Here is a 21300-nt window from a genome sequence, read left to right on the forward strand (position 1 = left end):
CAAGGTCCGGTTCACAGACGCCAGACGCTGTAACCCGCAGCGCGCAGCGCCACCTGGTCGAAATGCGATTTGACGTCGACGAAGCAGCCGCCGTCTTTCAGCTTGGACTGGATTTCGGCCAGCGGACGGGCCAGCAATTCCTTGTGCGATACCGCCGCCACCAAGGCGTCAGCGCGCGGCAGATCGTCCCAGGCTTCGAGGCTGATGCCGTATTCATGTTGCGCATCTTGGTTCGCGGCAACCGGATCGTAGACGTGCACTTCGACGCCGTAGGATTCCAGTTCCTGCACGATGTCGACCACCTTGGAGTTGCGCAGGTCGGGGCAGTTTTCCTTGAAGGTCAGGCCCAGCACATTGACCTTGGAGCCCTTGATCGGGAAGCCGGCGGCGATCATCGACTTCACGGTTTTTTCCGCCACGAACTTGGCCATGCCGTCATTGATGCGCCGTCCCGCCAGAATCACCTGCGGGTGATAGCCGACCATTTCGGCCTTGTGCGTCAGGTAATACGGATCGACGCCGATGCAGTGGCCGCCGACCAGACCCGGACGGAAGGGCAGGAAATTCCACTTGGTACCGGCCGCCTGCAGCACTTCCATGGTGTCGATGCCGATCTTGTCGAAGATGATGGAGAGCTCGTTCATCAGCGCGATGTTGAGATCGCGCTGGGTGTTTTCGATGACCTTGGCGGCTTCGGCCACCTTGATGCTGGAGGCGCGATGCACGCCGGCAATAATGATCGATTCGTAGAGTTCGGCAATCTTGTCCAGCGTCTCGGCGTCGTCGCCGGACACGATCTTGAGAATGCGCGTCAGCGTGTGCTCCTTGTCGCCCGGGTTGATGCGTTCCGGCGAGAAACCGACGTGGAAGTCTTCTTTCCATTTGAGGCCGGAGTGGCGTTCCAGAATCGGCACGCAGACTTCTTCGGTCGCACCCGGATAGACGGTCGATTCGAACACCACGATGGCGCCGCGCTTCATGACCTTGCCGACCGTTTCGCTGGCGCCGGCCAGCGGGCCGAAGTCAGGATTGTGGGCGATGTCGACCGGGGTCGGCACGGCGATCACGATGTAATCGGCGACGGCCAGATCGGCAGGGTCGACGGTGACCTTGAGTTGTTGTGCGGCACGCAATTCTTCGCCCGACAATTCGCCGGTCGGATCGATGTACTTTTTATAGTTTTCGACCTTGGAGACCGACAGGTCGAATCCGATGGTGTCCCTTTTTTTGCCGAATTCGACTGCGAGAGGAAGCCCGACATATCCCAAACCGACGACTGCTACGACGCTCATGATTTCCCATCCCCAAAATTAAATAGAACCACTTTCCCGTGCCGCGATCCCGGCCGCAAGCGCCTGTAGCGCTTCCTGACCCGATGCGGCAATCCTGTCGTTATTGAATATTCACGGTTGAATATCCGAACTGCCTGTCTTTCATTTGCCTGCTGACATCATTGCTCTGATCGTATTTAACGCAGACCCCGGCTTCTGCGCTGACGCTGAGCTTTCCCAAACTGAATTAAATTTTGTTGCCTTCTGCTGACGGCGGCATGACGATCCTATGACCAGGCCGGCGCGATCCGAGGCAAGATCGCAGTGTCCATTATTTCGCCGGCCTTGGCGAGTTCGGCCCGGCCATTTCTATTTCTGTTGCTTTCCGGCGCAGCCGGAAAAATCTTCAAAGGCACCATAGCTCACTGACTTGCTGCGCATGCCGCTGCCGCACAGATCCGGCACCGGCTGATCCGGCTCGCGCATCGGCGGCCGCGTTCTGAAACTGAAATCGAGCGCCGCCGGCGCCCGGAACAAGTCGCGTACCGGATGCAGACCCAGGTACAGACGCAGCGCGCCGGTGCCCATGTTTTCATCGGGCCGCAACAGGCCGGAGTCGCGTTCGCGGATCACGCTGTCGACCAGATTGCCCTCCACATCGGCGGTGCTGGCGGCGAAGCGGGCGGTGATGCCGCCGGTATCGACCAGCGTGTTGTGCATGATCTTGCTGGCGGCTGCGCTGTTGAGATAGATGCCGTCGTCGGAGCAGGAGGCGATCAGGTTGGCCTGAATTACGCCGCCGTCCTGTTCGGTGATGCAGCGGCGGTCGCGGCAATACTGCGGCCCGGTGCCGCCGCCGCCCAGCGATAGCCCGACCTGCTGGCCGGGATTGCCTTGCAGCATGTATTCGCACAGCACGATGTTTTGCTCGATGCGGTTGTCGGCCCCGCCGCCTTTGACAAAGGCGCCGTAGCTCACGCGGTCGCCCTTGGCCTTGATGAAATCGGAAATCAGATTGCGCGCAATGCGCCAGTGGCTGGCCGCCACCAGATCGATAGGGGTGACCGGGCTATCGGTCTGGCGCGGGCCGCTATTGGTCAGCGTGTTGCCCTCGATCAGGCCGAAATCGGGGAAGAAGCCGTCTTCGCCATTGATCTTGAAATGGGCGTTGAAGTCGGTCACGGTGTTGTTGCGCGCCACGAAATGCGCGGCCTTGCCGACCACGTGGAAGGCGTGTTCGCAAAATTCCTGCTGCTGGCAGATGCCGCGAATGTTCAGGTTTTCCACGATCCACCACGGCGCCGAGACCTTGAAGCCTTCGCCGGCATTGAGTTCGACGAACACCGTGCCCGGCCGCTCGGCGCGAATGGTGATGGGCGCGTTTTCCTTGCCGGCGGCATGCATCTCGAGCGAGCCGTCGCCGTTGATCTGGTAGTGGCCGGGCATCATGGTGATGACCTGGCCGGCCTGCGCCAGATTGATGGCCTGTTTCAATTCCGTGGCGGTCGAGACCATGACCAGGTTGGCGCCGCCGCCGGCGCGGCTGCCGGCTTGCGCTTGCGCGCCGATGTTCCATTGCTGCGGCAGATGGCGCAGGGTGGTGCCGCGATCCAGTTGCTGCAGCATGTTGCTGGCCTGGCGCATGGTATCGACCAGCACTTGCTGATGGCCGTCGGCGCGACGCTCCAGATAGGGGGCAAGTTGCCGTGGCGGTATGTTCAGCTGATCGATCACGAAGGCCATGGCGACAATCGCCAGCAGGATCAGGGCCAGCAAGGTCCAGCCAAATCGTTTGAATCGCTTTGATTGGTTTTTCATGGTCGGAGAATGTCTGGGCAAGATCGTGTCGAGGTCGTATTGAACAAATCAGGATGCAGTTGCAGTTGCCGGAACCGAAGCAGGCCGCAAGTGATACCACAGCAAACCTATCCATTCATAGCTGGCGTAATAAGCGCGCCGCAAGCCTTCTGCGCTAGGGATGAACGCTCCTGCCTGCAGGCGGTCGCTGCCGAAAAACATGGTGGGCGCCGCAGTCACTTTGAAGCCGGCGTGCGCAAATGCCATTTCGGCGCGCGGCATATGCATGGCGTCGGTCACCAGCATGATCCGGTCGATTTTTTCGGATTGCAGGATGGCAGCGGAAAGGCTGGCGTTCTCGGCGGTATTTTCCGAACGGCCTTCCACCCATTTGACGGGTGTCACGAAATCCTGGCGCAGGGCCTCGGCCATGGCGCGCGCTTTGTTGTTGCCGGCGTCGTCGTCGGGCGCGTTGCCGCCTGAAACCAGCAGCGGCAGGCCGGTCTCGTGCTGCAGTCTGGCGGCGTAACGCAGGCGCGCCAGCGCGATGTAATCGGGGATGTCGGCGTTGCCGTATTCCGGCGCGTGTTCCAGTCGTCCGGCGGCCAGCACCACGATGGCTTGCGCGCCATGCGCTTTGGCCGATTCCAGCGGCGTGGTGAGCGGCTTGGTCAGCTGTTCCAGCGGCCGCACCAACAGATTGGCGCCGGCCGGCATGCAAAGAATGAGCAGAATCAGCGCCGCCGCAATGCCGAGCGCGCGTCCGGTTCGGGCATGCCATCTGGCCAGCAACAAGCCCGCCGCGATCAGCAGCATCAGATTGACCGGGGGCAGGATCAGTGGCCGTACGGCATCGGACAGGGAGGGAAATGCGCTCATCAAAGCGGATCGCAGACAAGGTGGAGAATCAAGGCAAGCCAGGGTGCAGCAGTTGACATGTGCTGTGCAGGACAACAAAGTGAAAACGGAATCGACCTGCATGCACGCACCCTCAGGTGCGCCTTCATGCTAATCGATTCCGTCATCGCCGGATTGGCGAACAGACCACACATTGCCGGCCTGATCTGCGGCTGCCCGCCGCCAGTTATTACGCTTGCCGGCTTATGCCTGCGACTGGCTGCGACGCTTGTAGAGCACCATCAGCGCCAGCAGGCCGAGACCCAGCAGGGCGATTGAACCTGGTTCCGGCACGGCTGCGGCCTGCAGGATTGCAGCGGAGAAATAGACGGTGTTGAAGTCGCCGCTGGAGGTGCTGTTGTAGTTCCAGACCCATTGCGGCACCAGCGTACCGTAGGAGGCAATATAGCCCCATGGCGAGACGCCGTTGGCACCTTCGCTGACGGTGGCGTTGTAAGGTGTGCCGAAACCGGTCAGGTTCTGCTTGAGGCCGGTATCGCCGGTCAGCAGGGTCTTGCTGCCGTTGGCGAACACGAAGTCATCCGAGCCCGACAAGGTGAATGCGCCCAGGAAACCGCCGGGGCCGCCCAGATTGGTGGCGATGATGTGCAGATAGTTGGTGACGCCGGCAGTCAGGATGGAGCTGAAGCTGGAGGTCGTGCCCCAATCGCTGCCGGAGCCGATAAAGGTCCCGAGCGTGCTGTCATTGGTGCTGACGTAGAAGCTGAAGGTGTTGTCGACGTTCAACTTTGAGGTCAGTGTGGTCGGCGAGGCGAAAGCAGCCGTTGCGTTGGCGATCAACAACAAAAAAGCGAAGACTAATTTTTTCATGATGACTCTTCTCTGGCATGACATTAAAGCCGGGGACCCGGTTTTAGTGTCATCTTCGCAATTTCTGTGCCACAGGCCGGAAAGGCTTTGTTTTCAGTTATTTACGTTTTCTGATGAAGCGTATTTTTATGTAAGTGTAAGATTTTTCGACATATTTTCTGATCTGAATTTGGTCGGAGGACGGCGGTTGGCATCGCTCGCCGGCCTCATTTTTGCGTCGAAAAAGTCCATCGGGCAATACTTGCTCGGGAGGGATTTTTTGCTGCCTTTTCCTGGCGGAAAATTTGCTTCTGAGATGCATGAAATGGCGTCAGGCAGCTGTCAGTCTCGATGGTGTTTGCCGAAAAATCTGATTGCAAAAAGTTGCAAAAAAGTTCATTCTTCATCGCCTAGTGAATTAGAAAAATTTCGGAAAAAAACAACAATTTCTATTGCGCACAGGCAAATGGTCGTAGCAAAAAAACTTGCCCAGATAACAGCCTGCCAACGGTCATCGGAATCGTCCGCTGAAACGTTCATCGTTAAACATGCGCATCGGGAACAGAACGCGGCAGAGTACGCGGGTATTGGGGGCGGGAAATGTTGAAAATTGCTAACCACTATGTGTCCAAAGTGGTGTGTCTGCTGTTGCTGGTTGAAATCGCAATCCTGTTTTGCGCGGGCTATCTGGGGATCAATATCCGTCTGATGGGCGAGCGCCATTGGTACGCCAACTTCTCTAACTACTTCCCTTCCGCCTGCGTGTTCGCGGCCGCCATCATCATCGGTATGAGCGCGGTGGGCATGTATCAGCGCAACTTCAACGAAAACATCCGCACCACCTTTTTGCTGCTGGTGCCTTCCTTCGCCATTGCGCTGCTGGTGCTGGTCATGATTTTCTACTTCGCGCCCAAGCTGTATCTGGGGCGCGGCATTCTGCTGCTGGCGCTGGTATTGGCCGGTCTCGGCATTCTGATCGCGCGCGCGGTGTTCTTCAAACTGGTGGAGTCGCGCGTGCTGGTGTCGCAGATTCTGTTCCTCGGCACCAGCGATCTGGTGCGGGATTGTATCGACACCGCGCGTCACAATATCCGCAATCACAAATACGACATCGTCGGCGCCATTCCGGTGGTGGGCGAAGACAGCACCGTCATGCCGGGCGAAATCATCCATTCGGCCGATACCCTGTTCGCCACCGCCGGCCAATACAATGCGCGCGAAATCGTGGTGGCGGTGCAGAACCGCCGCGGCGGCAGCCTGCGGATTCAGGAGTTGCTGGAATGCAAGCTCAAAGGCGTGCACGTGATCGACGCCGCCACTTTCTTCGAACGCGAGGCCTGCCAGATTCGTCTCGATTGCCTGCAGCCGAGCTGGCTGGTGTTCAGCGACGGTTTCGACCAGAGCCTGATGCGGACTTTCATGAAGCGCAGCTTCGATATTCTGATCAGCGCCATCATGCTGCCGTTGCTGGCGCCCGTCATGCTGGGCGCCATGTTCTGCATCTGGCTGGAAGATCGCGGCCCGGTGCTGTACCGGCAGGAGCGCGTCGGCAAGAACAGCAAGACCTTCCTGGTGCTCAAATTCCGCAGCATGCGCACCGATGCCGAAAAGGCCGGCACGCCGCAATGGGCCAGCTCCAACGACCCGCGCATCACGCGCGTGGGCAACATCATGCGCAAATTCCGCATCGACGAGTTGCCGCAACTCTTCAATGTGCTGAAGGGCGAGATGAGCTTCGTCGGACCGCGTCCCGAGCGTCCTTTCTTCGTCAAGCAGTTCGGCGAAGAAATCCTGTTCTACAACGTCCGCCACAGCGTCAAGCCCGGCATCACCGGCTGGGCCCAGGTGCGCTACAAATACGGCGCATCCAAGGACGACGCCATCCAGAAGCTGCAGTACGACCTGTACTACGTGAAGAACAACAGTCTGTTCCTCGACATCCTGATTCTGATCGACACGCTCAACGTCGTTCTGTTCGGCGCCGGAACCTGAGCGGGGCGGGCGGTACATGCCGATGGAAATCGCAGAAATCGCTGGAGTCGCATTGATCGGCTACATCACGGCGGCCCTGGGCTTCCTGCTGTTCGGCGGTTTTTTGCTGGCGACCGCACAAGGACAGCTGCGCCGGCGCACGCTGGCGGCGACCAGTCTGATCAGCGCGGCCTGGGCCGGTGCGGTACTGCTCGGGCCGTTCCTGCCGGCTTCCTTGCGCTGGCTGCCGGCGGTGCTGGAGCTGTTGCGCGATGCCGGCTGGTCGGCCTTCATGCTGCTCCTGTTGGGCGCCATCGGCCAGTCCGAGCGGCCCGCCGTAGCGCGTATCAATTCCTGGACGCTGGTGGTGGCCGGTTTCTATCTGGTGAATCTGCTTGCCTGTCTCAGCGTGTCCTGGGAGTACGCTTATCCGATCAAGCTCTCTGCCTTCATGGCGGTGACCATCTTCCGTGTCGCCTCCGCCGTGCTGGGCCTGTTTCTGGTGGAGCAGTTGTATCGCAATACCGTGGCGGAGCAACGCTGGGGCATCAAGTTTGCCTGCCTCGGCATCGGTCTGATGTTCGCCTACGATTTTTACATGTACAGCGACGCCATGCTGTTTCGCCAGATCAATCCGGACATCTGGAATGCGCGCGGCATGGTCAATACGCTGGCGGTGCCGCTGGTGGCGGTTTCAGCCTGGCGCAATCCCAAATGGTCGCTGGGATTGACGGTGTCGCGCCGCATCCTGTTCCATTCGGCGGCATTGTTCGGCACCGCGATCTATCTGCTGGCGATGGCCTCGGCCGGCTATGCCTTGCGTATTTTCGGCGGCAACTGGGGCTCGGTCATGCAAGTGGCCTTCCTGTTCGGCGCTGCGATTCTGTTGCTGGGCGTGCTGTTTTCGGGCGGCATGCGCTCGCGGCTGCGGGTCTTCATCAGCAAGCATTTCTATCGCTACAACTACGACTACCGCGAAGAGTGGCTGGCCTTTACGCGCGCCTTGTCGGAGAAGGGGCCGGGGCTGGAGCAGCGCGTGATACAGGCGCTCGCCAAGCTGGTGGAAAGCCCGGCCGGCGCCGTGTTCACCTTGCCGGGCGCAGCGCAGGTCAAACCATCAGACGCGGCGCAGCCATGCGAAGTCACCGCGCGCTGGAATATGGCGATCGATTGCGAGGCCGATACGGCCAATCATTCCTTGCTGCGCTTTCTTGAGCAAAAGCAATGGGTGATCGATCTGCAGGAATACGCGGCCGACCCCGCGCGCTATGAGGATCTCAGGATTCCGCTGTGGCTGGGCCGCATGGCGCAAGCCTGGCTGGTGGTGCCGCTGGAAGTGCATGGCGCCTTGTTCGGCTTTGTGGTGCTGGCGCGGCCGCGCACGCCGCTCAAGCTGAACTGGGAAGTGATCGATCTGCTCAAGGTAGCGGGCAGCCAGGCCGGCGGCTATCTGGCGCAGCAGCGTTTCGCCACCGAGCTGATGGTGGCGCGCCAGTTCGAATCCTTCAATCGCATGTCCACCTTCATCGTGCATGACCTGAAGAACCTGGTGTCGCAGTTGTCGCTGCTGATGGCCAATGCCGAGCGGCATAAGGACAATCCGGAATTTCAGCGCGACATGATAGACACCGTCGATTTCTCGGTGCAGAAGATGAAGTTGCTGCTGCACAAACTGAGCCGCAAGGATTCTGCCGAGACCCATGCGCCGGTGCGCGTCGATGCGCTGTTGCAACGTGCGATCGCGGCCAAGTCGGCTGCGGAACCGCGGCCCTCGCTTGAAGTGCGCCATCCGGCGCTGGTGGTGATGGCCGATCAGGAGCGCCTGGAACGCGTGCTGGGGCATATCATTCAGAACGCGATTGAAGCCACTTCACCCAAGAGCGGGACGGTAGCGGTCAGTGCCGAACGCAATGGCGAGCGCGTTTTGATCTCGGTGAAGGATAATGGTCTGGGCATGAGCAGCGATTTCATCCGCGATCGTCTGTTCAAGCCTTTTGAAAGCACCAAGTCGGCAGGCATGGGCATCGGGCTGTTTGAGAGCCGTGAATACATTCTGGCGCTGGGCGGCGAATTGCACGTCGACAGCCAGGAAGCGGCGGGAACCCATTTCCGCATTCTGCTGCCGCTGCAGGCCGCACTCGGCGAAGCTGCCGCGTGATCCAAAAGGAAATTTGTGAGGGAAGTCTGTGAGCCAGAATAGCCAAACCAAGCCGAAACTGCTGATCGTCGAAGACGATCCGGGCCTGCAAAAACAATTGCGCTGGAGTCTGGACGCCTATGAGGTGCTGATCGCGGGCGACCGCGAAAGTGCGCTGGCGATGGTGCGCCGGCACGAACCGGCGGTGGTCACCATGGATCTCGGCCTGCCGCCCGATCCGGACGGCGCTTCGGAAGGATTCGCGACCTTGCAGCAGGTGCTGGCGCTGGCGCCGGACACCAAGGTGATCATGCTGACCGGCAATCAGGATCACGCGCATGCGGTGAAGGCGATCAGCATGGGCGCCTACGATTTCCATCAGAAACCTTGCGATGACGAAATCCTGCGTCTGGTGGTGGCGCGTGCCTTCTACGTGCATGCCCTGCAACAGGAAAACCGCCGCATGCAGCAGAGCGCAGGCAGCTCGCCGCTGACCGGGCTGATCAGTCGCGACAGCGGCATGCTGGGCGTTTGCCGCAGCATTGAAAAGGTGGCGCCGTCTTCGGCATCGGTGATGCTGCAAGGCGATAGCGGCACCGGCAAGGAAGTGCTGGCGCGCGCGCTGCATCAGCTGAGTCCGCGCAGCCAGCGCCGTTTCATGGCGATCAACTGCGCCGCGATTCCCGAGAATCTGCTGGAAAGCGAACTGTTCGGTTACGAAAAAGGCGCTTTCACCGGCGCCGTCAAGCAAACCATAGGCAAGGTCGAACTCGCCAATGGCGGCACTTTCTTCCTGGATGAAGTCGGCGATCTGCCGATGGCCTTGCAGGCCAAGCTGCTGCGCTTTCTGCAGGAACGCGTGGTGGAGCGCGTCGGCGGCCATACCGAAATTCCGGTGGACGTGCGGATTGTCTGTGCGACGCACCGCAACCTCAAGGAACTGACCGCAGCCGGCAGCTTCCGCGAAGACTTGTATTACCGCCTGTGTGAAATCGTGATCAAGATTCCGGCGCTGCGCGAGCGCTCCGGCGACGCCATTTTGCTGGCGCGTCACTTCCTGCATAAGTTCGGCGCGAAGGAAGGGCGGGCCGGTCTGAATTTCAGCCAGGAAGCGCTGAGTGCGATTGAAAGTTACGGCTGGCCGGGCAATGTGCGCGAGATGGAAAACTGCGTGATGCGCGCGGTGATCATGGCCGACAATGCCTTCATCAGCGCCGAGGACCTCGGCCTGAGCGCCGCCGACGATGCCGGCGAACCGCTGAATCTGCGCCAGGTGCGTGACGAGGCCGAGCGCAAGGCGGTGGTCAAGGCGCTGGCGCGCATGGATGGCAATGTGCTGCGCGCCGCCGAGCTGCTGGGGGTGAGCCGGCCTACGCTGTACGATCTGATGAGTCGTCACGACATCAAGTAAATATCAGGTAATCATCAAGTAAGCGATCACACGTCACCGCCATGTCCAAGCTTGTTCACGAATTCATTCTCGATAGCGCTCTGGCGCGCCCGCATGCCGAGGCGCTGGTGCACAAGGGAATGCGTCTCGACTATGCGCAACTGGCGACGCAGGTCGAAGCCGCCGCGCAGGGCGCGCTGGCCTGCGGCATCGCTGCCGGCGAGCGTATCGGCGTGTATCTGGACAAGCAGATCGAGACCGTGGTCGCATTGTTCGGTGCAGCCGCTGCCGGCGCCAGCTTCGTGCCGCTTAATCCGCTGCTCAAGCCCGAGCAGGTGGCGCACATTCTGCAGGATTGCAATGTGCGTATTCTGATCACATCGGCCGAGCGCCTGGTCAGCCTGACGCATGTCTTGCCGGCCTGCCGCGATCTGCAAACGGTGGTGCTGGTGAATGCGGGCTCAACTGAGTCAGGGGACAAGAATGTACGCGTGCTGGGATGGGCAGAGTTCATCACCGCTGCGCGCACGATCCGGCTTCAGCCGCATCGCCGCGTGGATGGCGACATGGCCGCGATTCTTTACACCTCCGGCAGCACCGGACGCCCCAAGGGCGTGGTGCTGTCGCATCGCAATCTGACTGCCGGCGCCGAGAGCGTGGCGCAGTATCTGCACAACAGCGCCGAAGATCGATTGCTGTCGGTGCTGCCGCTGAGTTTCGATTACGGCTTCAGTCAGCTCACCACCGCCTTTCTCAGCGGTGCGGCGGTGGTGCTGATGAATTATCTGTTTCCGCGCGACATCATCGCTGCGGTGGCGCAGGAACAAATTACCGGGCTGGCGGCGGTGCCGCCGCTGTGGAATCAACTGGCAGGATTGGATTGGCAGGACGCCGGCGCGTTGCGCTACATCACCAATTCCGGCGGCGCCATGCAGCGTCCGGTGCTGGATCGCTTGCGCGCCGCTTTGCCCGGGACGCAGGTTTTTCTGATGTATGGCCTGACCGAAGCCTTCCGTTCCACTTATCTGCCGCCGTCCGAACTGGATCGTCGCCCCGACTCGGTCGGTCGCGCCATTCCGAATGCCGAGGTCATGGTGCTGCGACCCGATGGTTCGCCGTGTGCGCCGGGCGAGACCGGCGAGCTGGTGCATCGCGGCGTGCTGGTGGCGCAGGGCTACTGGAATGACCCGGAGCGAAGCGCAGAACGCTTTCGACCGTGGCCTGCGGCAACTCCGGGCGAGCCCGAACTCGCCGTATGGTCGGGCGATCGCGCCAGAGTGGATGAAGACGGCTACCTCTATTTCGTCGGCCGAGACGATGACATGATCAAGGTCTCCGGCTATCGCATCAGTCCGCAGGAAGTAGAAGAGGTGGTCTACGCCACAGGGCTGGTCGGCGAAGCGGTGGCGGTCGGCGTGCCGCATCCGCAACTGGGGCAGGCGGTGGTGCTGATCGTGTCGGATACGGATGCCGGGATCGGACCTGGAGCCTCCGCGCATTCGTCGGCAAGCTTGCTGAAGGCTTGCCAGCCGCATCTGCCGTCCTACATGATGCCGGCCCATGTGCAGCAATGGCAGGGCAGTCTGCCGCGCACGCCGAATGGCAAGATTGACCGCAAACTCCTGCAGCGTTCGGTGGCTGCTGTTTTTTCAGGCGAGATGGAATGACTCGGATCAACAAGCCGGCGCATGCCGCTCAACATAATTTTCCGACCGTCAACGGTTGCCTGCAGATCGGCGGCATGCCGCTGACGCGTCTGGCGCAGCGGGTCGGGATGACGCCGTTTTATGCTTACGATCGTGCGCTGCTGACAGCGCGCGTGGCGCAGTTGCGGGCGGCATTGCCGCGCGAAATCAGCCTGCATTATTCGGTCAAGGCCAATCCCATGCCGGCCCTGGTGCAGTGGATGGCGGGGCTGGTCGATGGTTTCGACGTCGCTTCCGGCGGCGAGCTGGCGACGGTGCTGGATACGACCATGCCGCCGGCTGCGATCAGCTTTGCCGGCCCCGGCAAATCGCTGGCGGAACTGCGCCGCGCGGTGGCCGCAGGCGTGGTGATCCATGCCGAGTCGGAGCGCGAGATCAATACGCTGGCCGACCTCGGCCAGACGCTGGGCCTGAAGCCCAAAGTCTCGCTGCGTATCAATCCCGATTTCGAACTGAAATCTTCCGGCATGAAAATGGGCGGCGGCGCCAAGCCCTTCGGTGTCGACGCCGAACTGGCGCCGGCGCTGCTGGCGCGTCTGGCCACGCTGGACGTCGAGTTCCACGGCCTGCAGATCTTCAGCGGTTCGCAAAGTCTGGATGCGCAAGCCGTCATGGACGCGCAATCCAGCGCCTTCGCGCTGGCCTTCCGGCTGGCGCAGCACGCGCCGTCGCCGCTGCGTTCTCTGAACATCGGCGGCGGTTTCGGCATTCCTTATTTTCCCGGCGACCAGCATCTGGATCTGGCGCCGATCGGCGAACATCTGCAGCAATGGATGCCGCGCGTGCAGGCCGCTTTACCCGATGTTGAAGTAGTGCTGGAACTGGGCCGCTATCTGGTCGGCGAGGCCGGCCTCTACGTCACGCGCGTGGTGGATCGCAAGGAGTCGCGCGGGCAGGTGTTTCTGGTGGTCGATGGCGGTCTGCATCACCATCTGGCGGCCTCCGGCAATTTCGGCCAGGTGATTCGCAAGAACTATCCGGTCGCACCTGCGCTGAGCACAGGCGCGGCTGATGAGGTGCGCGAGACGGTGTCGGTGGTCGGCCCGCTGTGCACGCCGCTCGACGTGCTGGCCGCGCAGATGGAGTTGCCCAGGGCGGAAGCCGGCGATCTGATCGTCGTGTTCCAGTCCGGCGCCTATGGTCTGAGCGCCAGCCCGACCGCGTTCCTCGGTCATCCGGCGCCGGCTGAAGTGCTGGTATGAGGCGGCAATACGACATGCCGGGCCCGCGTCAGGTGCTGACATGAGGCGTGCCGCCGGATGAACAAATCCTTTTCGGCCTATCTTGACCTGGCGCGCATTGTGGCGGCGCTGATGGTGGTGGTGGATCATTTCGTCGGCCACCATCTGATTGCGGCCCATGCCGCCGCCTTCGTTCCGGCGCTGGGACGTGAGGCCGTCATCATTTTCTTCGTGCTGTCGGGCCTGGTGATCGCCTATGTCACCGATCAGAAGAAACAGGATCTGAAGCACTACGCGGTGGCCCGCGCCGCCCGCATCTATTCGGTTGCCTTGCCGCTGCTGCTGGCATCCTTTCTGGCGGTCTACGCCGTAGAGACCATCAGCGGCCATGCGGTGGAATCGGACTACGAACTGAGCAAGGCCTATTTCTACATTCCCTTTCACAGCCTGTTTCTGGGTGAAAGCTGGACCATCTCCGAGGCGCCGCTGTGGCTGGAGTCTTACTGGTCGCTGAACTACGAGGTCTGGTATTACATTTTCTTCGGCGCCGTTTTTTTCCTGCGCGGCCGTCTGCGGCTGGTGCTGGGCGCCGTCGTGTTCCTGCTGATGGGCTACAAGCTGTGGTTGCTGTTCCCGATCTGGCTCAGCGGCGTGTGGCTATGGCACGCGCGCGCGCGTTACCGTTTCGGCAAGAGGCGCGCACGGTTGGGCTGGCTGCTGAGCGTGGTCCTGTTCTGCGCCTATGAGTATTGTGTAAGCGATGCCGATCTGCGCCGCGCCGGCAATGCCCTGTGGCCGTTTGCGCAGTTGCCGCTGTCCAGCGCCGACCGTTTTGTCGGCGACTATCTGGTGTGTCTGATTGTCCTGTTCAATTTCTACTGTGTGCTGCATGCTGGGCTCGAATTTTCGCAGCGGCTGCGTGCAAACGTCGCTGCACTCGCGGCTTATACCTTTCCGCTCTATCTGACGCATGGACTGGTGATCGCGGTGTGGCAGAGCTTTCATCCGGCGGGCGCCGGCTGGGCAAGCATGCTGATCCTGATGGCGATCATCGCGCTTGCGACGCTGCTGGCCGGCCTGCTCACCGAGCGTTTCAGGAAGTGGCTCAGCGTGGTGCTGATGCGGTGGCTGAATGCGCTGTGTGCCCTGGCCGCACGCGGCACGTCCGCTGCCACGCCGCGCGAGTAAGGGCGCATGCGCTGCTCGTCCGGCCATGCCACAGTTCTTTGCTTGTGTTTTTTCTGCCTGTTTTTCAATCTGTCGATGTGGGTGAAACCATGAAAGCACTGTTATCCCGGGCTGCGTTCGCTGCCTTTTCTGCGTGCGCTGCGTTCCGTGCTTTCGCCGGCCTGGCGCTTATCGCTTGCGCGCTGCCACAGTCGGTGCATGCCGATAATCTGGTGCAAACGATAGCAACGATCAAGCCCTCGATCGTCGGTATCGGCACCTTTCTGCAACTGCGCAGCCCGGCCATCAGTTTTGTCGGTACCGGCTTCGTGGTGGGCGACGGCCTGAGCGTGGTGACCAACGCGCACGTCATTCCCGGCGTGATCGACGACGAGCACAAGGAAACCCTGAAGGTCACCATCAGCCGCGGCAAGAGCACCGAATACCGCGATGCGACGCTGGTGGCGCTGGATAAGCTGCATGATCTGGCCTTGCTGAAAATCAGCGGGCCGCCTTTGCCGGCAATGAAGCTGGGCGACTCCGATAGCGTGAGGGAAGGGCAGATGCTGGCATTCACTGGCTTTCCGCTGACCATCATTCTCGGTTTTCATCCGGTTACGCACAAAGGCATGGTGGCAGCAATCACGCCCATCGCTACGCAGGCGCCTTCGTCGCGCGCGCTGGACGTCAAGGCCATCGTGCAATTGCAGCGTAATGCCTACGATGTTTTTCAACTGGATGGCACGGCCTATCCGGGCGGCAGCGGCAGCCCGCTTTACGATCCTGAAACCGGCGCGGTGCTCGGCGTGATCAACAAGGTGGTGAATGCCACCAAGGAGTCCGCGATCACCAATCCCAGCGGCATCACCTATGCGATTCCGGCCAATTTCGTCAGAGACTTGATGGCCGGAAAGTAATCCTGAAAAGTGCGATCCGGCAATTTTGTCGGATTTCTTTACAGCGCCTGCCTCGCTTTACCGATGCCTGTTCATGCCTGCTCATTCCCACTGGAATGATGCGTTGCGCCATCGCTGCGCCGTTCTCGGGGCGACGACTGTCATCTCCGCTCCAATTCCAAAATGAGCGCCTGGTGCCGGGCCGCTCTTTATTCTGAAATTGAGGAGGCGATTTTGTTATTTTTTAAATAACAAAACCAGTTTGTCGGAATTCTTTACAACATGCAGGTTTGTCAGGAGCGTGTCGTGAGGATGCTCAAGCGACATGATTTTAAGTGATTGATTTAATTCATTTATTTTAATTTCAACATTCCAAAAACAAGCTGGCACGCTATTCGCTTTAGTGAGTGCATCCTGACCTACAGTTCATCGAAAAAACAAAATGAAAAAACTCCTCGGCATCCTGGCAATTGCATTCCTGGGCTTTAACGCGGGCGCGGCGTCAGCCGCAACCGTCAATCTGGTGACCAACGGCGGTTTTGAAACCACGACCAACGGCGGCGGCAAGTTCAGCACCGTCAACGGCACCACCGTTGCAACCGGCTGGACTTCGACCGGTTACACCTACATTTACACAGCCACTGGTGGCGATACCAATAATTACCTGCAGCTGTGGGGGCCGAAAAACGGCTCCGCCAACGGCCTGACCGCCAGTCCGACCGGCGGCAACTACATCGGTTCGGACGGCGTGTGGCAAGCGGGTCCGCTGTCGCAGACCATCAACAATCTGATCATCGGCCAGACTTATGTGCTGAGTTTTGACTGGGCCGGCGCACAGCAAAACGGTTTCACAGGCGCGACTACTGAAGCATGGCAAGTCAGCCTGGGCGACGAGACTTATACAACGCAATACCTGAGTAACCTGAGCCACGGTTTCACCGGCTGGACCAGTTCTACCTTCACCTTCACCGCCACGGCTGTGAGCGAAGTGCTGTCATTCCTGGCCAAGGACACACCGAGCGGCGTGCCGCCGTTCAGCCTGCTGGATAATGTGTCGCTGGTGGCAGCAGTGCCTGAGCCAGGTACGCTGTCGGTGATGCTGCTCGGCGCACTGGCGCTGTTCGGCGTTGCGATGGCCCGTCGTCGTACCGCATCGAAGCTCTGATAGCCCGCTGTAATGCAGCATGCCCGGCTGGATCTACCTGGTGGTAGGTCCAGCTTTCTCGTGTAAAGGACGGTCACTGAAATGAGCCTGCTCCAACCACTGCTGGATCATCTGCCCGGGTTTCTGGTAGATGTTTTGCGCCTGTGTGGCTGGCTGGTTTTGCTGACCGTGATTTTTCTGCCGCTAGAGCGTTGGTTCGCAGTGCGCAAGGCCGCGCCGCAAAGGCACGATCTGTTTGCCGATCTGGCCTATTACTTCATCAATAGTCTCTTGCCTGCATTTGCGCTGGCCTTGCCGCTGGCGTTTTTGGCTGGGGCCGCGCGTTATCTGCTGCCGGCCGCATTGCCAGCCTTCATGGCCGAACTGCCGCTGGTCGCCAAAATGTTGCTGGCTTTCGTGATCGGGGAGATCGGCTATTACTGGGGCCATCGCCTGAGTCATGAGCTGCCCTGGCTGTGGCGCTTCCATGCCGTGCATCACAGCGCCGAGCACATGTATTTTCTGGTCAACACGCGCGCCCATCCGGTCGATATGGTCGTCACGCGTCTGTTCAGCATGGCGCCGCTGTATGCGATCGGTCTGGCCGGTGCGACCGCTGCCGGCAGCGTGACGCCGGCTCTGCTGGTGGTGCTGGGAACGCTGTGGGGATTTTTCATACATTCAAACTTCCGTGTGCGCATTCCGGGATTCGAGTGGATCATATCGACCCCCTTGTTCCATCACTGGCATCACACCCGCGTCGATCACATCAATCGCAACTACGCATCGATGCTGCCGCTGGTGGATCGCCTGTTCGGTACGCTGCACTTGCCGTCGGCATGGCCGGCGGATTATGGAATAGAGGCCGCGACGCCCAAAACGCTGCGCGGGCAATTGCTGGATCCGATTTTCCCTGGGGCTGCCACGGAAAATCGCTCGCAGGCTTGATGCTGTTTGAATATTTTTTGCGATAGTCAAGGAAGTGTTGTCTAAATTGCACGAAAATATTTGAGGCATCGCTTATACTTGCTCATCGTTTGTGCAGTGAACAAATTTAGGCAGTGTTGATTTAGTACGAGTAGTTTCAACTCTCTCAGTGAGGGCAATAAAAATGCGTATTTTGAAAGCTTTGGTTTTGCTTGCAGCAGCGCTCGGCGCCAGCGCAAGTTATGCTGCGGCGCTGACCGCAAGCCAGATTCTGTCTCAGTTCAATGTGGTGGTTTCGACCACGCTGACATCCGGGCATGACATCGAAGGCCGCGTCGTCGCTGATGAAATCACCGGCGGTGCGACCTTCTACAATAATCCGAGCAATGTCGCTTCTTCGTATGGCGCGATTACCGCCAACAAGATCGACAGCTTCAACGCCAACATCAACAACGGCGGCAGCGTTGCTTACAAGAACAGCGACAGCGCGCACTTCAATCTGAACGGCGGCGGCACCGTGACGCAGAACGCAAGTTTTTCGCTGAGCGATTTCACTGCACCGCTCAATGCATTGAGCGTTCAATTGAGCCAGATGACCGCCAACAGCACCGTCAACGGCACTGATCCAAACAACTTCACTTTTGTTGAGACGGCGAATTCGAGCGGCACTGCGGTGTTCAGCGTGACCACGGCGCAACTGGCTGCAGCGCGCAATCTGCTGTTCAGCGGTTCGGCCACCACCATCATCATCAACGTTACCGGCAGCAGCTTCAATCAGACCGCCAACTTCAATGCCAGCGCGTTTTTGAACGCCAACGTCATCTGGAATTTCGTTGATGCCACCAACCTCAGTTTCACCAACTGGCATGGCGCCGTGCTGGCGGGCAATGCTGCGGTGACCAACAGCTCGGCGATGGAAGGTTTCCTGTACGCGAAGAGCTTCACCGGCAACGGCGAATTGCATGATCGTCCTTTCACCGGTACCTTGCCGGCATCGACTACCGCGGCCGTGCCTGAGCCGTCCAGCTATCCGCTGATTTTGCTGGGATTGGTCATGCTGGTATTGGCCACGCGCGTACGCGCCAGCCAGCGCAAGTCGGGTGGCTTGCGTCCGGTGGCAGCATCCTGAACAGTCGGAAATTGGTTTGACGGCAGTCTGATAAGCCTGCCGGACAAGTAAAGCTGATTTTAGAAAAAGCCCCGCACCTTCACTGGTGCGGGGCTTTTTCATTTGGCGTGGCGATAGGGCGGATGCAGAAGTCGATTTACTTGCCGCACATGCATGACGCGGATTCATTTTGATACCGGCTACGAACGCAAATTAACAGCTTGGATCAATCCGTGAGGAGCATGTAACAGTTGGATTCTGAAGTGTGAGCCGCCCTGGTTTGTCAGTACAGTGGCTCATCAACCTCATTCGAAAGCGAACATGTTCACTCCACGTCTTTCTATTGCCGCCATGCTGGCCGGCGTCAGGCCGCGCCCCATCGTCGTGAATCCGAATGCGCGCAGCAAGAATCCACCTCCCCCGGTGAGAGATGAGCTGCAGCAGCCACGTATTTCCGATGAGGTGCTCTGGAGCCCCGGCTATTGGGCGCACAGCCAGGGCATGTTCTTCTGGATGGACGGCCATTGGGAGTTGAGCCGTCCGGATCAGACCTACGTGGCTGCAGGCTGGGAAGAAGTCAATGGCGGCTGGTCTTTCAGGGCCGCGCGCTGGCTGGCGCTTGATGCGATTCCGGGCAGATTAGCGTCTGCAGGGCTGCCTCCGGGCAAGAAAAGCAGTAAGCCGGGAGTGACGGGGAATCGCTAAATTCGAATGAATTTTTAGAATTATGTTGTTTTTAAATCAGTTGTTTATTCGATAATATATTGTTTTATTCATATCGTTATAGAATAGCTCCAGCAGTCAGATTTCCAGGCCTTATGACCAACAAGGCTCGGACGTTTAAATTTGATTTGCACCTCCGCCCGCGCGCCGTAAGGCTTGCGGGCTTTTTTATGCGCGCGACGGAGGTGATGAAGGGGATGCTTCTAGATGCGTACTTGTGGTGAGCAGCATGGAACTCATGCGTACCGCTGCTTGCTTGGTTCAGGTCTGAGTTCTCAGCATCATCGCGGCAAAGGTGAAAATGCCGAAGGCGAAGGTGCCGAACACCAGCACTGCGACAGCGATCAAAACAATATTGCGAATTTTCTTAAGCAAGGCAGAACTCCATTTTTATTCAGGTGCACGCAGGACTCGTCAGATGCCAGTGAGCTGCTTTCTGCGCAGTCGATCAGAATTTTGCTTCATTGGGTGAGGCCCCGGAGCATTGTATCAAGGCGTTGTGACCGGCCTTCGGCATGCATGGAAAGATATTCGTTTGCGCCCTTCGATGCGGACAAACAAATACATACAAGAAGACCGCCGCTACATTCAAAAGCCTGCAAGACCTGTTGGTGTGCGGGCTGTTGAATTTCCTTTGACTTGCCTGGAACAGTTTTTGTCGCCTGTGACCGACATGGGGCCGGTCATCACCGCCGGGCTCTATGGAATTGCTTCAGAAGGGGAGGATATAAGGCCGTACCATCTTCTAGCGGAGCAAGCATGATGGTCAATCGTTCGCGGTCCAGGATTCTCGGACCTCGCACAAGATCTCTACAGGATTTCTTTGTATATTCGCAGCTCTTCAGCATAGCAATCGCAGGCTACCGCTTCCAGTTTTTTGCGATCGAGAATAGTCAGTCGCCCTCGACTATATTCAATGAGTCCCATCTCTCGCAAAGATGTTGCTGCCGCGGTAATGCCAACGCGTCGCACCCCCAGCATCAGAGAAATAAATTCTTGCGTTACATCGACGGCATTTGAATTTAAACGATCGTGATTCATCAAGAGCCACTTGGCAAGACGTTCATTGATGGTATGAAACCGGATGCAAATTGAAGAGATATAAAGCTGCTCAATGAGAATGACCACGTAGCGATGCAAGCTAGGTTGGAGGCTTTTATTTTTTTAATTCTTGGCTAGCTTCAATTCATCAATCGAATATTGGCAATCAATTTCCGATCGGTGTATGTGGTTTGATTACCTCTTAATTGAATAAATTATGTGCCAATTTGCGCGGCCTGACTGTCCGCTTACGAACTTACATGCGAATTTACAGCCTGGCTGCATGGTGATCTAGCCGCCATGATATGGCGGAAGTAAACGCTCGGTCTCCTTTCTTACAACGGCATAACATTCGCAGCAAAGATGCTCAAGCTTGGGGCGATCCAGAACTATCATATTCCCTCGGCTGTATTCAATCACTCCCTGTCGCTGCAATTTCCCCGCCGCATCGGTGACGCCCTCGCGTCGTACTCCCAACATATTCGCAATCAGTTCCTGCGTCATTTTCAGCTGATTACTGGTAAGTCGATCTAAGGAAAGCAGCAGCCAGCGGCACAATTGCTGATCAATCGAATGGTGACGGTTACATACCGCCGTTTGGGACATTTGAGTAAATAAAGCCTGTGTATAGCGCAGCATCAGATTCATGGTGTGTATGTCGCGATGAATTTCATCTTTGAATCGTGCCGACGTCAATCGATACGCAGAACCCGCACTCTGGACGATGGCGCGACTTGGCGTACTTTCTCCCCCCATCAGAATCGCCAGTCCAACGAATCCGTCTTTCCCCACTACAGAAATTTCTGCTGAAGAGCCATTTTCAGTAACGTACAGGAGAGAAACTATGGCGTCGGTGGGAAAGTAGACGTGCTGCAGCGTATCTCCGGATTCGTAGAGGACAGTTCCCAGCGGGAGCTGAATCCATTCAAGCTGAGAAATCATACGCTTTTGAACTGCCGGTGAAAGCTGTGCAATTAAGTGATTCTTTAACGGGGAATCTTGTAGGCTCATGATAGATCCAATCGAGAAGGTTATAAGCGGAACTGTCTATAAGCGGCGATAAGCCTATCGCAAATGTCAATTTTTATATGTGCGATATAGAACTTATGAATATGTTGGACAGAGGGGGGGGCA

General features: G+C 58.6%; 18 protein-coding genes. 12 read left to right on the forward strand and 6 right to left on the reverse strand.

Going from position 1 to position 21300, the window contains the following annotated elements:
* Positions 1-11: 11 nt before the first annotated feature.
* From PQR62_RS05075 to PQR62_RS05090, 4 genes are all read right to left on the reverse strand, one after another.
* Positions 12-1292: a nucleotide sugar dehydrogenase gene (locus PQR62_RS05075; protein WP_408155438.1), complete on the reverse strand. Its 1281-nt coding sequence runs from the start codon at positions 1290-1292 to the stop codon at positions 12-14.
* 348 nt (positions 1293-1640) lie between these two features.
* A complete protein-coding gene (locus PQR62_RS05080; protein ID WP_408155440.1) occupies positions 1641-3089 on the reverse strand; it encodes a chondroitinase-B domain-containing protein in 1449 nt (482 codons plus the stop codon).
* 48 nt (positions 3090-3137) lie between these two features.
* The gene (locus tag PQR62_RS05085) at positions 3138-3947 is read right to left on the reverse strand and encodes a YdcF family protein (protein ID WP_408155442.1); all 810 of its coding nucleotides are present in this window, start codon (positions 3945-3947) and stop codon (positions 3138-3140) included.
* A 222-nt stretch (positions 3948-4169) separates the two neighbouring features.
* The gene (locus PQR62_RS05090; RefSeq protein WP_408155444.1) at positions 4170-4796 is read right to left on the reverse strand and encodes a PEP-CTERM sorting domain-containing protein; all 627 of its coding nucleotides are present in this window, start codon (positions 4794-4796) and stop codon (positions 4170-4172) included.
* Between PQR62_RS05090 and PQR62_RS05095 the strand changes: the two genes are divergently transcribed.
* From PQR62_RS05095 to PQR62_RS05150, 12 genes are all read left to right on the forward strand, one after another.
* Entirely contained in the window at positions 4795-5382 is a 588-nt protein-coding gene (locus tag PQR62_RS05095; RefSeq protein ID WP_408155446.1) for a hypothetical protein, read from the forward strand. The two genes, PQR62_RS05090 and PQR62_RS05095, sit on opposite strands and share 2 nt — an antisense overlap.
* Positions 5376-6767 carry a TIGR03013 family XrtA/PEP-CTERM system glycosyltransferase gene (locus PQR62_RS05100; protein ID WP_408155448.1) on the forward strand — a complete coding sequence of 464 codons (1392 nt, stop codon included), beginning with the start codon at positions 5376-5378 and terminating at the stop codon, positions 6765-6767. The genes PQR62_RS05095 and PQR62_RS05100 overlap by 7 nt, the downstream gene beginning before the upstream one ends.
* A gap of 22 nt (positions 6768-6789) precedes the next feature.
* The gene (gene prsK, locus PQR62_RS05105; RefSeq protein ID WP_408155450.1) at positions 6790-8904 is read left to right on the forward strand and encodes an XrtA/PEP-CTERM system histidine kinase PrsK; all 2115 of its coding nucleotides are present in this window, start codon (positions 6790-6792) and stop codon (positions 8902-8904) included.
* A gap of 28 nt (positions 8905-8932) precedes the next feature.
* Positions 8933-10294, forward strand: coding sequence for a PEP-CTERM-box response regulator transcription factor (gene prsR / locus PQR62_RS05110; RefSeq protein WP_408155452.1), 1362 nt, complete (start codon positions 8933-8935; stop codon positions 10292-10294).
* Positions 10295-10335: 41 nt separating this feature from the next.
* The gene (locus PQR62_RS05115; protein WP_408155454.1) at positions 10336-11940 is read left to right on the forward strand and encodes an acyl-CoA ligase (AMP-forming), exosortase A system-associated; all 1605 of its coding nucleotides are present in this window, start codon (positions 10336-10338) and stop codon (positions 11938-11940) included.
* On the forward strand, positions 11937-13181 hold the full coding sequence (locus tag PQR62_RS05120; protein WP_408155456.1) for a pyridoxal-dependent decarboxylase, exosortase A system-associated: 1245 nt from the start codon (positions 11937-11939) through the stop codon (positions 13179-13181). Before PQR62_RS05115 ends, PQR62_RS05120 begins: the two co-directional genes overlap by 4 nt.
* 57 nt (positions 13182-13238) lie before the next feature.
* On the forward strand, positions 13239-14348 hold the full coding sequence (locus PQR62_RS05125; RefSeq protein ID WP_408155458.1) for an acyltransferase family protein: 1110 nt from the start codon (positions 13239-13241) through the stop codon (positions 14346-14348).
* A 212-nt stretch (positions 14349-14560) separates the two neighbouring features.
* Positions 14561-15244, forward strand: a complete 684-nt coding sequence (locus PQR62_RS05130) for a S1 family peptidase (RefSeq protein WP_408155460.1) — start codon at positions 14561-14563, stop codon at positions 15242-15244.
* Positions 15245-15665: 421 nt separating this feature from the next.
* On the forward strand, positions 15666-16388 hold the full coding sequence (locus tag PQR62_RS05135; RefSeq protein ID WP_408155462.1) for a PEP-CTERM sorting domain-containing protein: 723 nt from the start codon (positions 15666-15668) through the stop codon (positions 16386-16388).
* 81 nt (positions 16389-16469) lie between these two features.
* Positions 16470-17315 (forward strand): sterol desaturase family protein, encoded by an 846-nt coding sequence (locus PQR62_RS05140; protein ID WP_408155464.1) that lies wholly within the window; start codon positions 16470-16472, stop codon positions 17313-17315.
* A 163-nt stretch (positions 17316-17478) separates the two neighbouring features.
* On the forward strand, positions 17479-18423 hold the full coding sequence (locus PQR62_RS05145) for a choice-of-anchor A family protein (RefSeq protein WP_408155466.1): 945 nt from the start codon (positions 17479-17481) through the stop codon (positions 18421-18423).
* Between the two features lie 300 nt (positions 18424-18723).
* The gene (locus PQR62_RS05150; RefSeq protein WP_408155468.1) at positions 18724-19107 is read left to right on the forward strand and encodes a hypothetical protein; all 384 of its coding nucleotides are present in this window, start codon (positions 18724-18726) and stop codon (positions 19105-19107) included.
* 828 nt (positions 19108-19935) lie between these two features.
* On the opposite strand, the gene PQR62_RS05155 is transcribed toward PQR62_RS05150, so the two are convergent.
* Together PQR62_RS05155 and PQR62_RS05160 are read right to left on the reverse strand one after the other, a co-directional pair.
* The gene (locus tag PQR62_RS05155) at positions 19936-20253 is read right to left on the reverse strand and encodes a Crp/Fnr family transcriptional regulator (RefSeq protein ID WP_408155470.1); all 318 of its coding nucleotides are present in this window, start codon (positions 20251-20253) and stop codon (positions 19936-19938) included.
* A gap of 204 nt (positions 20254-20457) precedes the next feature.
* Entirely contained in the window at positions 20458-21177 is a 720-nt protein-coding gene (locus PQR62_RS05160; RefSeq protein WP_408155472.1) for a Crp/Fnr family transcriptional regulator, read from the reverse strand.
* Positions 21178-21300 lie beyond the last annotated feature (123 nt).

Origin of the sequence: Herbaspirillum lusitanum (genome assembly GCF_046025995.1) — a bacterium.
GTDB lineage: Bacteria > Pseudomonadota > Gammaproteobacteria > Burkholderiales > Burkholderiaceae_D > Herbaspirillum > Herbaspirillum lusitanum_A.

Bases quoted from the DNA above. Each gene is read 5' to 3' on its own strand.
- PQR62_RS05145 (WP_408155466.1), top strand. From the start codon at position 17,479: ATGCGTATTTTGAAAGCTTTGGTTTTGCTTGCAGCAGCGCTCGGCGCC.
- PQR62_RS05095 (WP_408155446.1), top strand. From the start codon at position 4,795: ATGATGACTCTTCTCTGGCATGACATTAAAGCCGGGGACCCGGTTTTA.
- PQR62_RS05115 (WP_408155454.1), top strand. From the start codon at position 10,336: ATGTCCAAGCTTGTTCACGAATTCATTCTCGATAGCGCTCTGGCGCGC.
- PQR62_RS05135 (WP_408155462.1), top strand. From the start codon at position 15,666: ATGAAAAAACTCCTCGGCATCCTGGCAATTGCATTCCTGGGCTTTAAC.
- PQR62_RS05125 (WP_408155458.1), top strand. From the start codon at position 13,239: ATGAACAAATCCTTTTCGGCCTATCTTGACCTGGCGCGCATTGTGGCG.
- PQR62_RS05075 (WP_408155438.1), bottom strand. From the start codon at position 1,292: ATGAGCGTCGTAGCAGTCGTCGGTTTGGGATATGTCGGGCTTCCTCTC.
- PQR62_RS05085 (WP_408155442.1), bottom strand. From the start codon at position 3,947: ATGAGCGCATTTCCCTCCCTGTCCGATGCCGTACGGCCACTGATCCTG.
- PQR62_RS05150 (WP_408155468.1), top strand. From the start codon at position 18,724: ATGTTCACTCCACGTCTTTCTATTGCCGCCATGCTGGCCGGCGTCAGG.
- PQR62_RS05090 (WP_408155444.1), bottom strand. From the start codon at position 4,796: ATGAAAAAATTAGTCTTCGCTTTTTTGTTGTTGATCGCCAACGCAACG.
- prsK (WP_408155450.1), top strand. From the start codon at position 6,790: ATGGAAATCGCAGAAATCGCTGGAGTCGCATTGATCGGCTACATCACG.
- PQR62_RS05100 (WP_408155448.1), top strand. From the start codon at position 5,376: ATGTTGAAAATTGCTAACCACTATGTGTCCAAAGTGGTGTGTCTGCTG.
- PQR62_RS05080 (WP_408155440.1), bottom strand. From the start codon at position 3,089: ATGAAAAACCAATCAAAGCGATTCAAACGATTTGGCTGGACCTTGCTG.
- PQR62_RS05140 (WP_408155464.1), top strand. From the start codon at position 16,470: ATGAGCCTGCTCCAACCACTGCTGGATCATCTGCCCGGGTTTCTGGTA.
- PQR62_RS05160 (WP_408155472.1), bottom strand. From the start codon at position 21,177: ATGAGCCTACAAGATTCCCCGTTAAAGAATCACTTAATTGCACAGCTT.
- PQR62_RS05120 (WP_408155456.1), top strand. From the start codon at position 11,937: ATGACTCGGATCAACAAGCCGGCGCATGCCGCTCAACATAATTTTCCG.